Source organism: Carnobacterium viridans, from assembly GCF_900102725.1.
GTDB lineage: Bacteria > Bacillota > Bacilli > Lactobacillales > Carnobacteriaceae > Carnobacterium_B > Carnobacterium_B viridans.
The window spans coordinates 2,286,340-2,301,394 of the sequence record NZ_FNJW01000008.1 but is presented as its reverse complement, the minus strand read 5'-3'; the positions used below and the strand labels follow the sequence as shown (position 1 = coordinate 2,301,394).

Genomic DNA, 15,055 nt, shown 5'->3' with positions numbered 1-15,055 from the left:
CGCCTCTTTTTTATTAATCAACACTTAATCGCTGGCACATAGGACAAAAATGAGTCCCTCTTTGTGCAACTTTAATCTTTTCGATGGGTGTACCACAACGAACGCAAGGTAGCCCTTTTTTACCATAGACAGACAAATTCACTTGAAATGAACCAGCTTCTCCTAACGCATTTTGATACGTACGAATAGTCGTCCCTCCCGCTTCAACTGCGTCACCAAGTACTTTTATGATGGCTTCGTGTAATTTAGAAACTTCAATTTTTTGCAAACTATTCGCCGTTCTCAAGGGATGAATTTTAGCTAAAAATAGTGCTTCATCTACATAGATATTTCCTAAACCTGCTACTATCTTTTGGTCTAACAACAGAGGCTTAATTGCTCTTTTTTTTGTTTGCAACGTCCTATAAAATATTGCTTTGTCAAAAGTTTCTACCATAGGCTCTGGGCCTAGCAACCTTATCCCAGTCGCAGTAAATTCTTCTCCTATTGGCACAAGCGTCATCCGTCCAAATTTACGCACATCCAAGTAACGTAGGTCTCTCCCATCCGCTAAATGAAAAACAACGTGCGTATGTTTTTTTAGAGGTGCTGCTGATTCTTCTACTTCATATTTCCCCTCCATCCGCAAATGCGAGACCAGTGCCCATTGGTTAAAACGAATAATAATGTATTTTCCTCGTCTATCAAATTCCATGATTTTTTCGCCCATTAAAATGCGTTTAAACTCAGCAGTTTCAATTGGTCCTGAAATAATACGATCCCAATACACCTCAACGGATTCTATCGTTGCTTTTAATACAAGTTTTTCTAACCCTTTTCTAACTGTTTCAACTTCAGGTAATTCCGGCAACGTATTTCTTCCTTTCTAGATAAAATAAGTGCTTCTGCTATTACTAATCCTAGCAGAAACACTTTCTTTATTATTTCGCTTCATACCAGCTTTTTCCACTGTTGCTGTCAACTTTTAACGGAACAGATAATTCTACTGCACCTTCCATAACTTCAGCCACTAATGCTCTTAGTTGTTCAATTTCTTCTTTTGGTGCTTCAAAAATTAGTTCATCATGTACTTGCAACAACATAGTTGCTTGCATAGTTGACTCTTTTAATTTTTCGTCCATTTTAATCATAGCAATTTTTATAATATCTGCTGCACTCCCTTGGATAGGTGTGTTGATAGCTGTTCTTTCAGCAAATGAGCGCAAATTGAAATTTCGAGAATTGATCTCTGGTAAATAACGACGACGTTGGAAGAGCGTTTCAACAAACCCTTTATCTTTTGCCTCTCTCACGATATCTTCCATATATTTTTTTACGCCAGGATATTTTTCAAAATACGTATCAATAAATTGCTGCGCTTCTTTTCGACTAATTCCTAAATTTTGAGATAAACCATAGTCGCTTATGCCGTAAACAATCCCAAAATTAACAGCCTTAGCTCTACGACGCATCTCAGAGGAAACTTCTTCTGGTGATCCAATACCAAATACGCGCATAGCCGTACTTGAATGGATATCTTGCCCCTCAATAAAAGCTTCCTTTAGTAATTTATCGTCTGAAACATGACCCAATACACGCAATTCGATTTGCGAGTAATCAGATGCAAATATTTCCCAACCTTCATGACTAGGAACAAAGGCTTGTCTAATCTTTCGACCTTCTTCTAATCGAATCGGAATATTTTGTAAGTTAGGATCAACTGAACTTAAGCGTCCCGTTTGAGCAATTGTCTGCATGTAGCGTGTATGAATTTTCCCGGTTTTTTTATCAATTACTTTCAATAAACCTTCTATATAAGTGGATTGTATTTTAGCAATTTGACGATAATCTAGAATATGCTCAACAATCGGAGCTTGTTCTCTTAATTGCTCTAAAACATCCACTGCAGTAGAATAACCTGTTTTAGTCTTTTTAATCACAGGGTAACCCATCTTCTCAAATAAAATAACGCCTAATTGTTTTGGTGAGTTCAAATTGAATTTTTCACCAGCTAGTTCATATACTCGTTGTTCAATATCTGTTAGACGAATGGCAAATTCTTCTTTCATTTCCATTAATCGTTTATCGTTTACTTTTACCCCAGTAAGTTCCATTTCAGCTAAAACGATGGATAAAGGCAGTTCCATTTCATTAAACAATTTGGTTTGCTCATTCTTTTCTAAGTTTTCTCCTAATTGTTTACTTAAGGTACGAATCGCTTTTATCTTTCTTGCAATATGATCGTATGTCACAGTCTTCTCTTCTGGAATAGCAATTTTTGCCCCTTTTCCATAAACACTTTCATCTGAGGAAACCTCATAATACTCATGTTCTGTAGCCACTTCCGATAGATCTTTACTATTGTCTTTTGTGTTTAGCAAATAAGAAGCCAATAGGATATCAAAGTCAATTGATGCGATATCCACACTTTGTCTCTTTAATGCAACATAGGTCCTTTTAGCATCAAATACTTGTTTTTGAGCTCCACTATCTTTTGCCCAGTTTTTAAAATCATCTGATGCAAAAACAACTTCTGGTTCCGCAACATAAATATGTTCGTCATCTCCCCATCCAATACAAAAAATAGGAGAAGTATGATAGTTGTCGCCTAATATTTCTACATAAAGAGCCATATTATTATTAAACATACTTTCTGTAATTTCCGTAACGATTGTATATAAAATAGCTTCTTTTTGACTATTTTGTTCTGCATCATATTCCGCAGTGTCAAGTTTACTTAAATGAGAATTAAAATCCATTTCTTTATAAAAAGAAATAAGTTTTTCCATGTTTGGTCCATTGAAACTCAATTCTTCAACGCCAACTTTTATAGGAGAATCGGTATCAATAGTCGCAAGTCGTTTACTTAGTAGTGCTGTTTCTTTTTCATTTATCAGATTTTCTTTCATTTTACTTTTCTTTAATAAATCAATATTTTCATAAATTCCTTCTACTGATCCATACTCTTTCAATAACTTAAGAGCTGTCTTTTCGCCAATCTTTGTTACTCCTGGTATATTATCTGATGCGTCCCCTGCTAAACCCTTCATATCAATGATTTGAAGCGGGCTAATACCCATCTCTTCATAAATTGATTCAGTTGTGTACCCTTTTAACTCACTAACACCTTTTACAGTAATGTCAACTCGGACATTCTCTTTTGCCAACTGTGTTAAATCTCGATCACCAGATATAACTACTACATCATATATTGTTGGATCAACTTTTGTGGCCAAAGTTCCAATAATATCATCTGCCTCGAAGTTTTCTAATTCATAATGTCTAATCCCAAATCCATCCAACAACTCTCTTAGATAAGGCATTTGTTCTGAGAATTCTCTTGGTGTCTTTGATCGACCGGCTTTATACTCATCAAAGAAACTATGGCGAAAGGTTGTATTTCCAGCATCAAAAGCAACCAAAACATGTGTTGGCTTTTCTTTTGTTAATACACTATCAATCATATTATGAAAACCATATAATGCATTCGTGTGTAAACCGTTCTTATTTTTCATTCTTTCTAATTGTGAATGTAATGCAAAAAAAGCTCTATATGCAACACTATTTCCATCAATCAATACTAATTTCTTTTTCTCATTCATCATAAAACTCCTTTAGCTGCTACTGTTTTAACTCATTTAGTCATCTAATAACTTCTTTTGAAAGCCTTACTTATCGTTACTATTTTAACAAAAAAGCAGAAGGATAGCGAACTTGATTATCCGATCTACAATTTCTCTAGTCTTGTAACTCTTGAGTTTAGTTTAGCACTTTTCAGATAGTCTGGTAATTAAAATAAATTTGGATAAAAAGACCAAAAGCTATGGTTAATTCCACAGCTTTTGGTCTTTTTTCTATTCTTTTGTTAATGCTGAATGACTTAGCAATGTCTCGTATGCTAGTTCAAATTTTTGAACATCTCCAGCTCCCATAAAAATAGCAACTGCATCATGATGGTCTAACAATGGTGACATATTTTCTTCGCTTAATATTGACGCACCATTATCGATTTTATTAACTAAATCTTGTATCGTAACGTCTCCTTGATTTTCACGTACTGATCCAAAGATATCACATAGATAAATAGAGTCAGCTAAATTCAACGATTCCGCAAAATCACTCAGCAATGCGACTGTTCGAGTAAAAGTATGTGGTTGAAAAATAGCAATAATTTCTTTATCCGGATACTTTTGACGAGCAGCATCAATTGTTGCACGAATTTCAGATGGGTGATGTGCGTAATCATCAATGATTACCATGTCCAACATTTGTTTTTCGCTAAATCTACGTTTAACGCCTTTAAATGTTTTTAAATTTTCTATTACGCCTTCTTTATCAATATTTTCATATTGGCAAATAGCAATTACACTAAGAGCATTAAGAATATTATGTTTACCAAACGTTGGAATCTCAAAATGTCCATAAAACTCATCTCTTACATAAACATCAAATGTAGAACCTGTAGTTGAACGAGTCATATTTTTAGCTTGAAAATCATTATGATCTTCAAAACCATAATATAAGATTGGTACATTAGCTTGGAGTTTTTGTAACTGTTCGTCATCTCCACAAGCCACAATAGCTTTCTTCACTTGAACTGCCATTGACTGGAAGGCATCAAAGACGTCACTAAGACTGCTATAATAGTCTGGATGATCAAAATCAATATTTGTCATAATAGCGTAATCCGGTTGATAAGCTAAAAAATGACGACGGTATTCACATGCTTCTAAAATAAAGAAGTCTGCATCAGGTACTCCATGACCAGTTCCATCTCCGATTAAGTAACTTGTGCTTTTAAGTGGACTTAACACATGGGCTAATAAACCTGTTGTACTTGTTTTTCCATGTGATCCTGTAACTGCAACACTAGTAAATTGACCAATGAATTGTGCCAAGAAATCATGGTAACGAATAACGGTTAAGCCTAATTCATTAGCCGCAACTATTTCTTCATGAGTATCTGGGAAAGCATTTCCCGCAATAACAGTTAATCCTTGATGAATATTTTCTTTGTCAAAATTTAACATTGGTATTTTAGCTTCTTCAATATTTTTTTGTGTAAAGAAATATTTTTCAATATCCGATCCTTGAACTTTAAATCCCTTATCGTGCAAAATTAAAGCTAGAGCACTCATACCAGAACCTTTAATACCAACAAAATGATAAATTGTTTCTTTTTTCATTACTTTATTTCCTCCATATTCGTAAATTCAGCCTTATGCTTTTTGAATGGTTATGTTTGAGAGAGACTATTTAATGTATCCTATTCCAGTACGTTCTTTAATGTTAGTATAGAACGATGAGTTAAAAAAACCATCTTTGTATTTCTCATTAAAATAAGATGATTCGTTTAGTGGTAGTTAAAAAAGACAAAATTACAACGAAATTAGTATACCATGAATTAATTTAATAGCACACTTAAAAACTCGTTTTCCTCTGACTCTTAGCAGAATGAAATATTGTGAACGGATTCAACTATACAATTGTCATAATTTTTTAATATTTTTTTTGCAAATGACATGTTTATTTCTAATTAAGAGAGTAAACAAGACATAAAACGACCTCCAAAAATCAGTATTTTGGGAGGTCGACTTACGCGAAACCTGTTTTTCACTTTTCAGTAGAATTATTTATAAAAACTTTTCTTCGTAATCAGCTTTTGTCAAAAATACTTCTCGCGGTTTTGATCCTTTGTGACCAGATATAAAATTTTCATTTTCTAGAGATTCGATTAGATTGGCTGCTCGATTAAATCCGATTTTGAATTTTCGTTGGAGAGCAGATGCTGAAACCTGTCCTTCTGAAACAATGAAAGGAAGGACATCTTCAAATAGTTCATCTTTTCCCTCTACTGATTCTAATTTCATCATCAGTGACTCGGGTTCAAATAGATAATTTGCGGATCGTTGGTCTTTCACGTGTTTAACAATACGCTCTATTTCTTTTTCAACATACGTTCCCTGCACACGAATTGGGCGTCCTGATCCATTTTCTTGGAACAACATATCTCCTCTTCCAAGTAGCTTTTCAGCTCCACCTGTGTCTAAGATCGTACGTGAATCAACTTGACTAGATACCATAAAGGCTACCCTAGTCGGAATATTATTTTTTATAGTTCCTGTAATGACATCCACACTTGGGCGTTGTGTAGCAACAATTAAATGAATTCCCGCTGCTCTAGCTTTTTGAGTAATTCTAGCAATTGAATCTTGTACATCGTTGCTAGCCACCATCATCAAATCAGCCAATTCATCAATAATAATGACAATATAAGGCATCTTCAACCCAAAATCTTCATGTTCTTCTGCTTTTTCATTAAAGCGTTGAATATTTCGAACTCCTGCAGCTGCTAGTTTTTGGTAACGTTCTTCCATTTCGTTTACTGCCCACTTTAAAGCTTCACTAGCTGCTTTAGGTTCGGAAATGACTGGTGAAAGGAGATGGGGAATTTCATTATAAGGAGCTAACTCAACTGCTTTTGGATCAATTAAAAGCAATTTCACTTCACTTGGTGTAGCTTTATACAGCAAACTTACTAAAAGTGAATTGATAAAAACACTTTTACCTGAACCTGTTGCTCCGGCAATCAAACCATGAGGCATTTTATCGATAGTCGAGACAACTGCTTCACCTGCTATATTAACTCCAATTGCAACCGTTAAAGGAGAATGACTTTCTTTAAACTCTTTACTTTCCATCACTTCTGATAGCATCACAGGTCTTGATTTTTTATTCGGAATTTCAATCCCTACCGAACTTTTCCCAGGAATCGGAGCTTCTATACGAATATCTTTTGCCGCTAGCGAAAGTTTTAAATCATCAGATAGATTCGTAATTTTGTTAACTTTTACACCACGCCCTAATTGAAGTTCAAATTGAGTAACTGCTGGCCCAATCGTCCAACCGATTACTTGAGCATGGATATTAAAAGCATCTAAAGACTCATTTAATATTTCTGCTTGTTCTAGAACCCAATCGTCAATTGCATTTGGTTCAAGTTTTACAGGTCGAAGCAAAAGGTCTACTGATGGAAACTTATAATTTTCATCATATATTTCTTCTGTCATTTCCAACAAAGGAGTGATAATTTCACTATTCTTTTCTATTTCATCTTGGTTTGACTCTTCTAAGTTACTGATAGAATTATTTTCTTCAATTACTTCGGTAAAAGTGGTATCCAGTTGTGTTTCTGATTGTGTTTCTGATTGTGTTTCTGATTGTGTTTCTGATTGTGTTTCTGATTGTGTTTCTGATTGTGTTTCTGATTGTGTTTCTGATTGTGTTTCTGATTGTGTTTCTGATTGTGTTTCTGATTGTGTTTCTGATTGTGTTTCTGATTGTGTTTCTGATTGTGTTTCTGATTGTGTTTCTGATTGTGTTTCTGATTGTGTTTCTGATTGTGTTTCAATGAGTTCTTGAGATTGTTCTAGTTTTTCAGTTTGTTCTAAATCATTAGTTGGAAAAGTTTGTTTATCTAAATAATTCATTCGACTTAGCGCTGCCATAAGTTCCATATTTTCTATTTCTTCAGCACTTTGAACTTTAGTTTTACTAGAAATGCGAGTTGATTTAATAGAATTTTTTGCTTTTGTTGCCAAAGTTTTTCCTTCACCAAAATACCTTGCTACATTTTTCCCGCGATTAAGTCGAATATTTTGCTCTTCTTCAATCATGCCAGCTAAAGAACGAGATAACCCACGCTTTTTCTTTGCAGAATTTAACGAGCTCTCAACAACTATTGATTCAGAATTACTAGTAACAACTTCTGTAATTTCCTCAGTTATTTCTTGTGCGGGTACTTGTATTATCCCTACTTCTTGTACCGTTTCTACTTCTGGTAATACTTCTGCTTCTTGAATCACTTCTTTTTCTGGTAACACTTCTGCTTCTTGAATCGTTTCTTCTTCTGGTAACACTTCTACTTCTTGAATCACTTCTACTTGTTTCTCTCTTGTATGTACAAAAGATTGGTTTGATTCATTTAATAAATACTCTTCAAATAGCAAGAAATCTTCTGATTTCTTTTTTAACTCTAAAAGAATACTTGTGTAATTGGTTTCTTCACTTTTCTTATTAGATCTCTCTTGAAATCCATAATAAGGAGACGGAATCTTTTGAACTTTAAAAGGAGTCGAACTTCTCCCTTCTTGAAAAGGAGTAGCTGCATGTTTTAACGATTCTTTTGAATAAGTTGTTTGTTTAATTCTTTTCTCAAATTGTTTTTTTTGTTTTTTCAATTCAAGTTGTTTCTGTTGTTCCTCTTTCCCAATGGTTGAAAGATAGTTTCTAACAGAAATATTATCTTTTTGAAATGTTGTAAAATCAATCCTAGAATTTTTCTTTTCATTTTTTATTACTTGTTTGGTTGGTTGATTATCCTTATTTTTTAATTGGGAATTCTTAATCGACTCTTCCTTATTCGGTGCGTTCTCAACATCACGATAGAAAGGAAATTTAAATTTTTTTTGGCGATCTTGATTTTTTTCATAACTAGGTCCATCATATTTGGGCATGATGACCCTCCTTTCCTGCCTTACTACGAATCTTAGTTTACCATAAAAAATAGCGCGATTATAGGTGCTTTCTTTAAGAAACATACGATATCTTTTCAAAACAGACACAAAAAAAAAGACATTACCAAAAGCCCACTTTCAAAAAAAAATTTTTTGTTTTTTGAAAGTGGGCTTTTGGGTCTTTTTTTTAATTAAATCAATTGAAATTGTTCGCCTGTTACGGCTGAATCTGGCAAAACTAAAATACCTTTTTGTTTCGGAAGATCTGTTAAGTTTAACTCTCGAGCTGAACAAATCATGCCGTGACTTGGTTCTCCTCTTAACTCTCCATCCCATATAGCCATTCCGTTAGGCATCAAAGCACCTACTTTAGCAACAACAACTTTTTGGCCTTGAGCAATATTAGAGGCTCCACAAACTATTTGAAGTATTTCTCCATTATCTACCTCAGTTTGCGTAATAGATAAATGATCCGAATCAGGATGTGCCGCACATTCTTTCACTTCTCCGATGACAAATTTTGGAGATTCATCTGACTCCAAAGTATCAGAAAATCCTGCTAAAGCAATTTCTTCATTTAAACTGCTTACGTGTTCCTTAGTCAAAATTACTTGCCCCGTTCCCTCAATAGTAATAAATCGAGAACTATTGAAAAAATTATAGCCAACCGTTTGATTGGTTGCTTCTTTAAAAATACGAACAACATCCTGATTTTTTTCAAAACTTTGTTCTTTAGGTTCACTATTGTCTAACATAACAATAAGAGTGTCCCCAATACCTGCTTTATTATAAATACTAATCATTATTAACTTCCTCATCTTGTTTTTTATTTCGTACAACTAGAACGTCACAAGGAGCGTTGCGAATAATATGTTCACTCACGCTACCCATCATCCATCTTTCAACAGCATTCATACCCGTTTGTCCAACTACAATCAAATCTACATGGTAATCATTTGGTATACTTTGAGTTAATTCTTTTCTTGGAGCACCTTGTACCATGATTGTTTCAACATTTTTCAAATGATGTTTAATAGCTGTTTGTTTATACTCTTTCAAAAGATTTTCCATTATTTCTTTGTCTGTATCAATTCCGATTGCATCTATAGCCGTTATACCCGCAGTATCTATCATTCCTAAAGCATAAGAGTTTACATCAAAAACGTGAGCAATAATTAATTCACTATTGTTTCTTTCTGCTATTTTAATAGCCTTTATAAGTGCGTTTTCTGAAGATTCACTTCCATCTACCGCAATCAGTATACGTTGGTATTGTTGTGTATCTAACATAATCACATCTCCTCTTATCAATTTAGCAACCCATTAAAGTGTTTCTATAAACTGCTCTATTTCTTCTTTAGTTTTGCGGTCTTTGTTTACAAAGCGTCCAATCTCTTCTCCATTCTCAAATGCCACAAAACTAGGAATTCCAAAAATAGACAACTCGCCACAAAGATCAATAAATTTATCACGGTCGACTTCTACAAAATCAATTTCAGAATGGTTTTCGACTATTTCAGGCATAATAGGTTTGATAAATTGACAATCTCCACACCAATCAGCCGTGAAAAAGAAAATCGTTTTTCTTTTACTTTCTTTAACCATTATATAGAATTCCTCAATAGTATTTAATAATTCCATTTTCTTACCCTCTTTCTATTCCATTAATTATTTTTCATAATCGTTTCAAAGGTACTACGATCTAGAGTCCGTGCAACTTGCACAACCATCTCTTTTGCTGCTGCATAGTCATCTATATGAAAGACCGTTTGATGTGTGTGGATGTAACGAGCACACACGCCAATGACCGCACTTGGAACTCCATTGTTCATTTGATGAGCTGCACCAGCATCTGTACCGCCTTTAGAAACAAAATATTGATACGGAATATTGTGTGTTGTTGCAGTATCCAACAAAAATTCACGCATTCCTTTTAAAGTAATCATTCCTGGATCTTGGATTCTTAATAAAAAGCCTTCTCCAAGATGACCAAACTTAGTTTTATCTCCTGTTAAGTCATCCGCAGGTGAACAGTCTACAGCAAAAAATAAATCTGGTTTAAATTGATGAACCGCTCCCTTTGCTCCTCGCAAACCGACTTCTTCTTGAACATTAGCTCCAGCAATTAGTGTATTCGCCAGCTGCTCACCTTGTAGTTCTTTTAAAGCTTCAATAACAACCGTTGTACCATAACGATTATCCCAAGCTTTGCTTAAAATCTTTTTACCATTAGCCATTTTTATCGTTTCCACGTCAGGCACGATTGCATCTCCTGGGCGTACTCCAAATGCTTCAGCTTCTTCTTTAGAATCAAAACCTGCATCAAATAAAATATCAGCAATGTCTAATTTGCTCCCAGCTCCATCTTTACCTCTCAATAAGTGCGGCGGAACAGAGGAAGAAACACATGGGTAGTCGCCTTTAGCAGTTTGAAGTGTAAACCGTTGTGCTGAAACTACATATGGATTCCATCCCCCTAAAGGTACAACTCTAAATAATCCTTGTTTTGAAATGCTGGCTATCATAAAACCAACTTCATCCATATGAGCTGCTACCATGATTTTCGGAGCATTTTCTATTTTACTTTTACGGATTCCAAAAATACCTCCAAGACCATCTTGCTGAATTTCATCTACTAATGGAGTCATTTCTTTACGCATAATATCACGTACACGGTGTTCAAAGCCACTTGTTCCTTGAGCTTCAGTTAATTTCTTGATTAAATCGAATGTTTTATCTTCCATAAGTATTTCCCCATATAGGTTCTTTTCCTTCAACCTATATGATCTATCCCCCTTATAACTCTATTTATTCTATTATACCTTAAATCGAATTAATTTTAAGAAGGAATGCTTTAATTTCATTTATTTTTAAACATGGTATACTATAAAAAAATAATATTAGATTGGGGAGTTTATTAAATGGTATGTAAAACAAAAGAAACAACACCATATATTTTAGCTGGCGCCTTACTTCTTGGAACTGGATTAACTTGCGGTTATTTCCTTCATAAACTAATCACTGCAAAAAAAACAATTCATGGAGATACCATTTTAAAATACGTTAAACAATTATTTTTAAAAGAAGGTCCTATAGAAGGTTCATGGATAGAACTACAAAAAGTACCCTTACAAAAATTTGCGCTTAAAACTGATGTTTATTATGGCGGAATTTCAAGAATTGAAGAAGACCAATTAATTCAATATGAATTTATTGCAGATGCTTACACAGGTAGTATCTTAGATTTATACCGTATTTAATAAGAAAAACTCTTCGCCAAATGGTGTTGAATAGAAGAAAACAACATTTCTTCTGGAATAGACGAGTTTGCTTGTGGAGAGCCATGGAACCATCTGAAGCCAAGGACGTCTTCAGACTTTCAAGCCTCAAACAAAGCTTAATCGCTGAAGCGCTAACGCTTTATAATTCGCATTGAATTCAATACATGGCTACAAGCAAAATCTATTCCTCCAGAATTTTCGTACCATTTTTTTAACTAAGCTATCAACACTAAAAAGTATAAAGCCATAAGAAAAAGCGTTGAACCCAGAATAGTTTCTGGGTTCAACGCTTTTTCTTATTTGATTTTTTTAGGGAATTTTGCTACTACACGATAAATCCGACTGCCTCTTGAAGAAAACTTTTCTTCATATTCAGTCCTAACATTTCCTTCAAAGTCACTCTCATGTAAGTTTAACCATACTTGTTCAAGTGTCATGCCATACTTTGAAAAACTGCTCAATGAATATTCAAACAACCCTTGGTTATCTGTTTTAAAATGAATTTCACCTTCGGATACAAGGATGGTCTCATAACTTTCTAAAAAGCTCTTATACGTTAAACGTCTTTTTTCATGACGTGTTTTTGGCCAAGGATCAGAAAAGTTTAAATAAACTTGGTCAACTTCTCCTTCTGCAAAATATTGAGTTACAGAACCCCCATTAACATGTAATAATTGAAGATTCGGCAATTGTTCCTCGATTAATCTATCTAATGCTACAACTATGACACTCATCTGAAGTTCAATACCAATATAATTAATTTCTGGGTGTAACTTTGCCATTTCCGTAATAAAGCGGCCTTTTCCTGTACCGACTTCAATATGAATGGGGTGATTATTGCCAAATCTTTCGTGCCATCTTCCTACCCAATTATCAGGTTGTTCTGGTATATACTGAGGAAAATCAGCAATTTTTTGTGGTGCATTTGGTTTATTTCTTAAACGCATATTCTTATTCTCCATTCTTTTTAGTATTCTATTATTTTTTGCTCATTACATAGAAAAATCCTCTTCAAAAACAGGAAGAGGATTTGAATAAATGCTAAACTAATTAGAGTTAATCGTTAATTAAAAAAAATAATTTTGACCTTGATAAAGAGTTTGTAACATAATAATGTCTTTATTCATTTCATGGAACCTGGTTTCGCTGTGGTGTTTTTTTGTTTGAATCAAGTAATTCATCAATGCATACCACATGATACGCGTTTTCAGCTCTTCTGTCAGCTCCGTATCATAGTGAACTAACCAATCGATCCAGTTATCTTTTGGTACATATTGACAAAGCAACATACTCAGATCCATAGCTGGATCACATAGCATAGCTGAATCCCAATCAACTAGATAAAGACGGTTCTCATCTGATAAAAGCCAATTTTTCCGGTAAATATCTCCATGACAAACTTTTGTTTCAACTATATTCATTAAGTCTACTTCAGCTTTTAGTTTTTTTATTATTCGTGATAGTAACGGATGATTGTATAAATCTAAAGGCAAGTTATCTTCATACTTTTGAATTAATTGATCAGGAGTAACAATTTCACCGCCTACACGAGCAAGCATTCTTCTCAATGTCGCAGAGTTATGTATTCGACTAATGAGTTTTGCTACTTGTGGTGAGGACATCTCTGTTTTAGTAAGTGCTCTTCCGTTTAACCATTCTTGGGCGGTTAGTACATCTCCATTGCCGATGCGTTTTGTCCACATCAATCTTGGAGTAATTCCTTCAACCGATAATGCAGCTAAAAAAGGTGAAGAATTTCGCTTCAAAAAAAGCTTTTCTTCTGCCCTTGTACCCATATACGCTTGTCCAGTGTCACCACCAACGGGATGCAATTTCCATCCAGAATCTATTTCAAAATCCATACTAAATCATTCCTTGCTTTATATTCTGAAACATTTCTATACAGACGTGAAAAGCAAAACGGGATTGTAACGTCTTATTCGAATAAGCGAAAAAAGTTTAAACCCGTTAAACCAATAGCACTAAATCATTTTATAGTTTACCCGCAAAGCCAGACAAAAAAAGGACAGATATCACAAAAGACATCTATCTTTCTGTTCATTTCCTATTTTAGATAGAATTTCTTTCTACGTCAAGCATATATACGTTCTTTTTCTACAAATGCGTTTATTTTATTACTATGGAAACGGAAGATATAAGCTGAAATGGGCGTTCATTCCATTTTTATTTCGAATTTTTAACACACAATTTTAGCTGGTGCCATTTTTCTACAAATTTCTACAAAGAAAACCAGCCAAACAAAACAGTTCGGCTGATTCTCTTGATTCTATACTTTTTAGTGTTGATAGCTTAGTTAAATTAATGGCACGAAAATTTCTTTTATCAACACCATTTGACAAAGAGGCATTCTCTTATGATTTCTATCTTATTTGTCCACACTCTTTTTCAACAGCATCAACGTATAGTTGTTGAAGTTTTTCAACAACTGCTCCACGTTGTCCATGTCCAACAGGATTTCCGTCTATACTTACAATAGGCATAGCTTCCATCGTTGTACTTGAAGCAAATACTTCATCTGCTTTTTTCAAATCTTCTATAGTAAAGGCTTCTTCTTTAACTAACATTCCTGCTTCTCGAGCAACTTTTAACAACATTATTTTAGTAATTCCAGGCAGAACAAGATTACCATCCGGATGCGTATAGATAGTATCATCTTTAATCATCCATACATTTGAAGAAGAACATTCTGTAACGATACCATCACGGTGCAAAATAGCTTCATCTCCACCTTTTTTATGGGCTTCGTGCTTAGCCATTATATTTCCCAGTAAACTGATTGATTTAATGTCGCATCTCAACCATCGCATATCAGGCACGATAAAAGCGGACATCCCTTGATCCATTTTTTCTTGATCTCGCGGAACAATTGTAGTTGTAGCTGTAAATACTGGCGGCACTAATTCTGGATCAGTATAAGTGTGATTTCTTGGAATTCCAATTCCTCTAGTTACTTGCATATATATATTACCCGTACTAATTCCATTTTCCTTCATCAAAGTACTTAAAAGCTGTTTTAGTTCATCCTTTGTAAAAGGCATAACCAGTTCAATTTTTTCGGCACTTGAAAACAATCGATCTACATGTTCATTCAACGTGAAAAATTTGCCATTATAAGCCCTTACGACATCATAAATCCCATCTGCAAATTGATACCCTCTGTCTTCCATGTCAATTTTAACTTCACTACGTTCAACGATTTTATCATTCCAAATAACTTTCATTCTTCAACCTCTTCCTTTAAAAAGTAATACCTTTTAA

Annotated in this window: 12 protein-coding genes; 1 reads left to right on the top strand and 11 read right to left on the bottom strand. The window is 34.3% G+C overall.

The features are described from left to right. Positions 1-13 precede the first annotated feature (13 nt). The 8 genes from mutM to pepA form a co-directional block, all read right to left on the bottom strand. Entirely contained in the window at positions 14-850 is an 837-nt protein-coding gene (gene mutM / locus BLT48_RS12515; protein ID WP_089978394.1) for a DNA-formamidopyrimidine glycosylase, read from the bottom strand. Between the two features lie 70 nt (positions 851-920). Continuing rightward, positions 921-3,581, bottom strand: coding sequence for a DNA polymerase I (gene polA, locus BLT48_RS12510; RefSeq protein ID WP_089978390.1), 2,661 nt, complete (start codon positions 3,579-3,581; stop codon positions 921-923). Positions 3,582-3,833: 252 nt separating this feature from the next. Further along, complete coding sequence (gene murC / locus BLT48_RS12505) at positions 3,834-5,165, bottom strand: UDP-N-acetylmuramate--L-alanine ligase (RefSeq protein WP_035022024.1); 1,332 nt, start codon at positions 5,163-5,165, stop codon at positions 3,834-3,836. Positions 5,166-5,612: 447 nt separating this feature from the next. Further along, positions 5,613-8,495 (bottom strand): DNA translocase FtsK, encoded by a 2,883-nt coding sequence (locus BLT48_RS12500; RefSeq protein ID WP_089978387.1) that lies wholly within the window; start codon positions 8,493-8,495, stop codon positions 5,613-5,615. Positions 8,496-8,686: 191 nt separating this feature from the next. After that, positions 8,687-9,298, bottom strand: coding sequence for a YtpR family tRNA-binding protein (gene ytpR, locus BLT48_RS12495; RefSeq protein WP_035022018.1), 612 nt, complete (start codon positions 9,296-9,298; stop codon positions 8,687-8,689). After that, positions 9,291-9,785 (bottom strand): universal stress protein, encoded by a 495-nt coding sequence (locus BLT48_RS12490; protein WP_176944131.1) that lies wholly within the window; start codon positions 9,783-9,785, stop codon positions 9,291-9,293. The genes ytpR and BLT48_RS12490 overlap by 8 nt, the downstream gene beginning before the upstream one ends. A 33-nt stretch (positions 9,786-9,818) precedes the next feature. Continuing rightward, the gene (locus BLT48_RS12485) at positions 9,819-10,136 is read right to left on the bottom strand and encodes a thioredoxin family protein (RefSeq protein ID WP_035022014.1); all 318 of its coding nucleotides are present in this window, start codon (positions 10,134-10,136) and stop codon (positions 9,819-9,821) included. A gap of 23 nt (positions 10,137-10,159) precedes the next feature. Then, positions 10,160-11,239, bottom strand: a complete 1,080-nt coding sequence (gene pepA, locus BLT48_RS12480) for a glutamyl aminopeptidase (RefSeq protein ID WP_089978381.1) — start codon at positions 11,237-11,239, stop codon at positions 10,160-10,162. Between the two features lie 177 nt (positions 11,240-11,416). On the opposite strand from pepA, the gene BLT48_RS12475 reads away from it, so the two are divergent. Next, a complete protein-coding gene (locus tag BLT48_RS12475; protein ID WP_035022009.1) occupies positions 11,417-11,755 on the top strand; it encodes a PepSY domain-containing protein in 339 nt (112 codons plus the stop codon). 317 nt (positions 11,756-12,072) lie between these two features. Here BLT48_RS12475 and trmB read toward each other — a convergent pair whose 3' ends face one another. The 3 genes from trmB to dat form a co-directional block, all read right to left on the bottom strand. Then, positions 12,073-12,723 (bottom strand): tRNA (guanosine(46)-N7)-methyltransferase TrmB, encoded by a 651-nt coding sequence (gene trmB, locus BLT48_RS12470; protein ID WP_035022007.1) that lies wholly within the window; start codon positions 12,721-12,723, stop codon positions 12,073-12,075. Positions 12,724-12,843: 120 nt separating this feature from the next. After that, entirely contained in the window at positions 12,844-13,638 is a 795-nt protein-coding gene (locus BLT48_RS12465; RefSeq protein ID WP_035022005.1) for a phosphotransferase family protein, read from the bottom strand. Between the two features lie 519 nt (positions 13,639-14,157). Continuing rightward, a complete protein-coding gene (dat, locus tag BLT48_RS12460; protein WP_089978378.1) occupies positions 14,158-15,018 on the bottom strand; it encodes a D-amino-acid transaminase in 861 nt (286 codons plus the stop codon). Between the last annotated feature and the right edge of the window lie 37 nt (positions 15,019-15,055).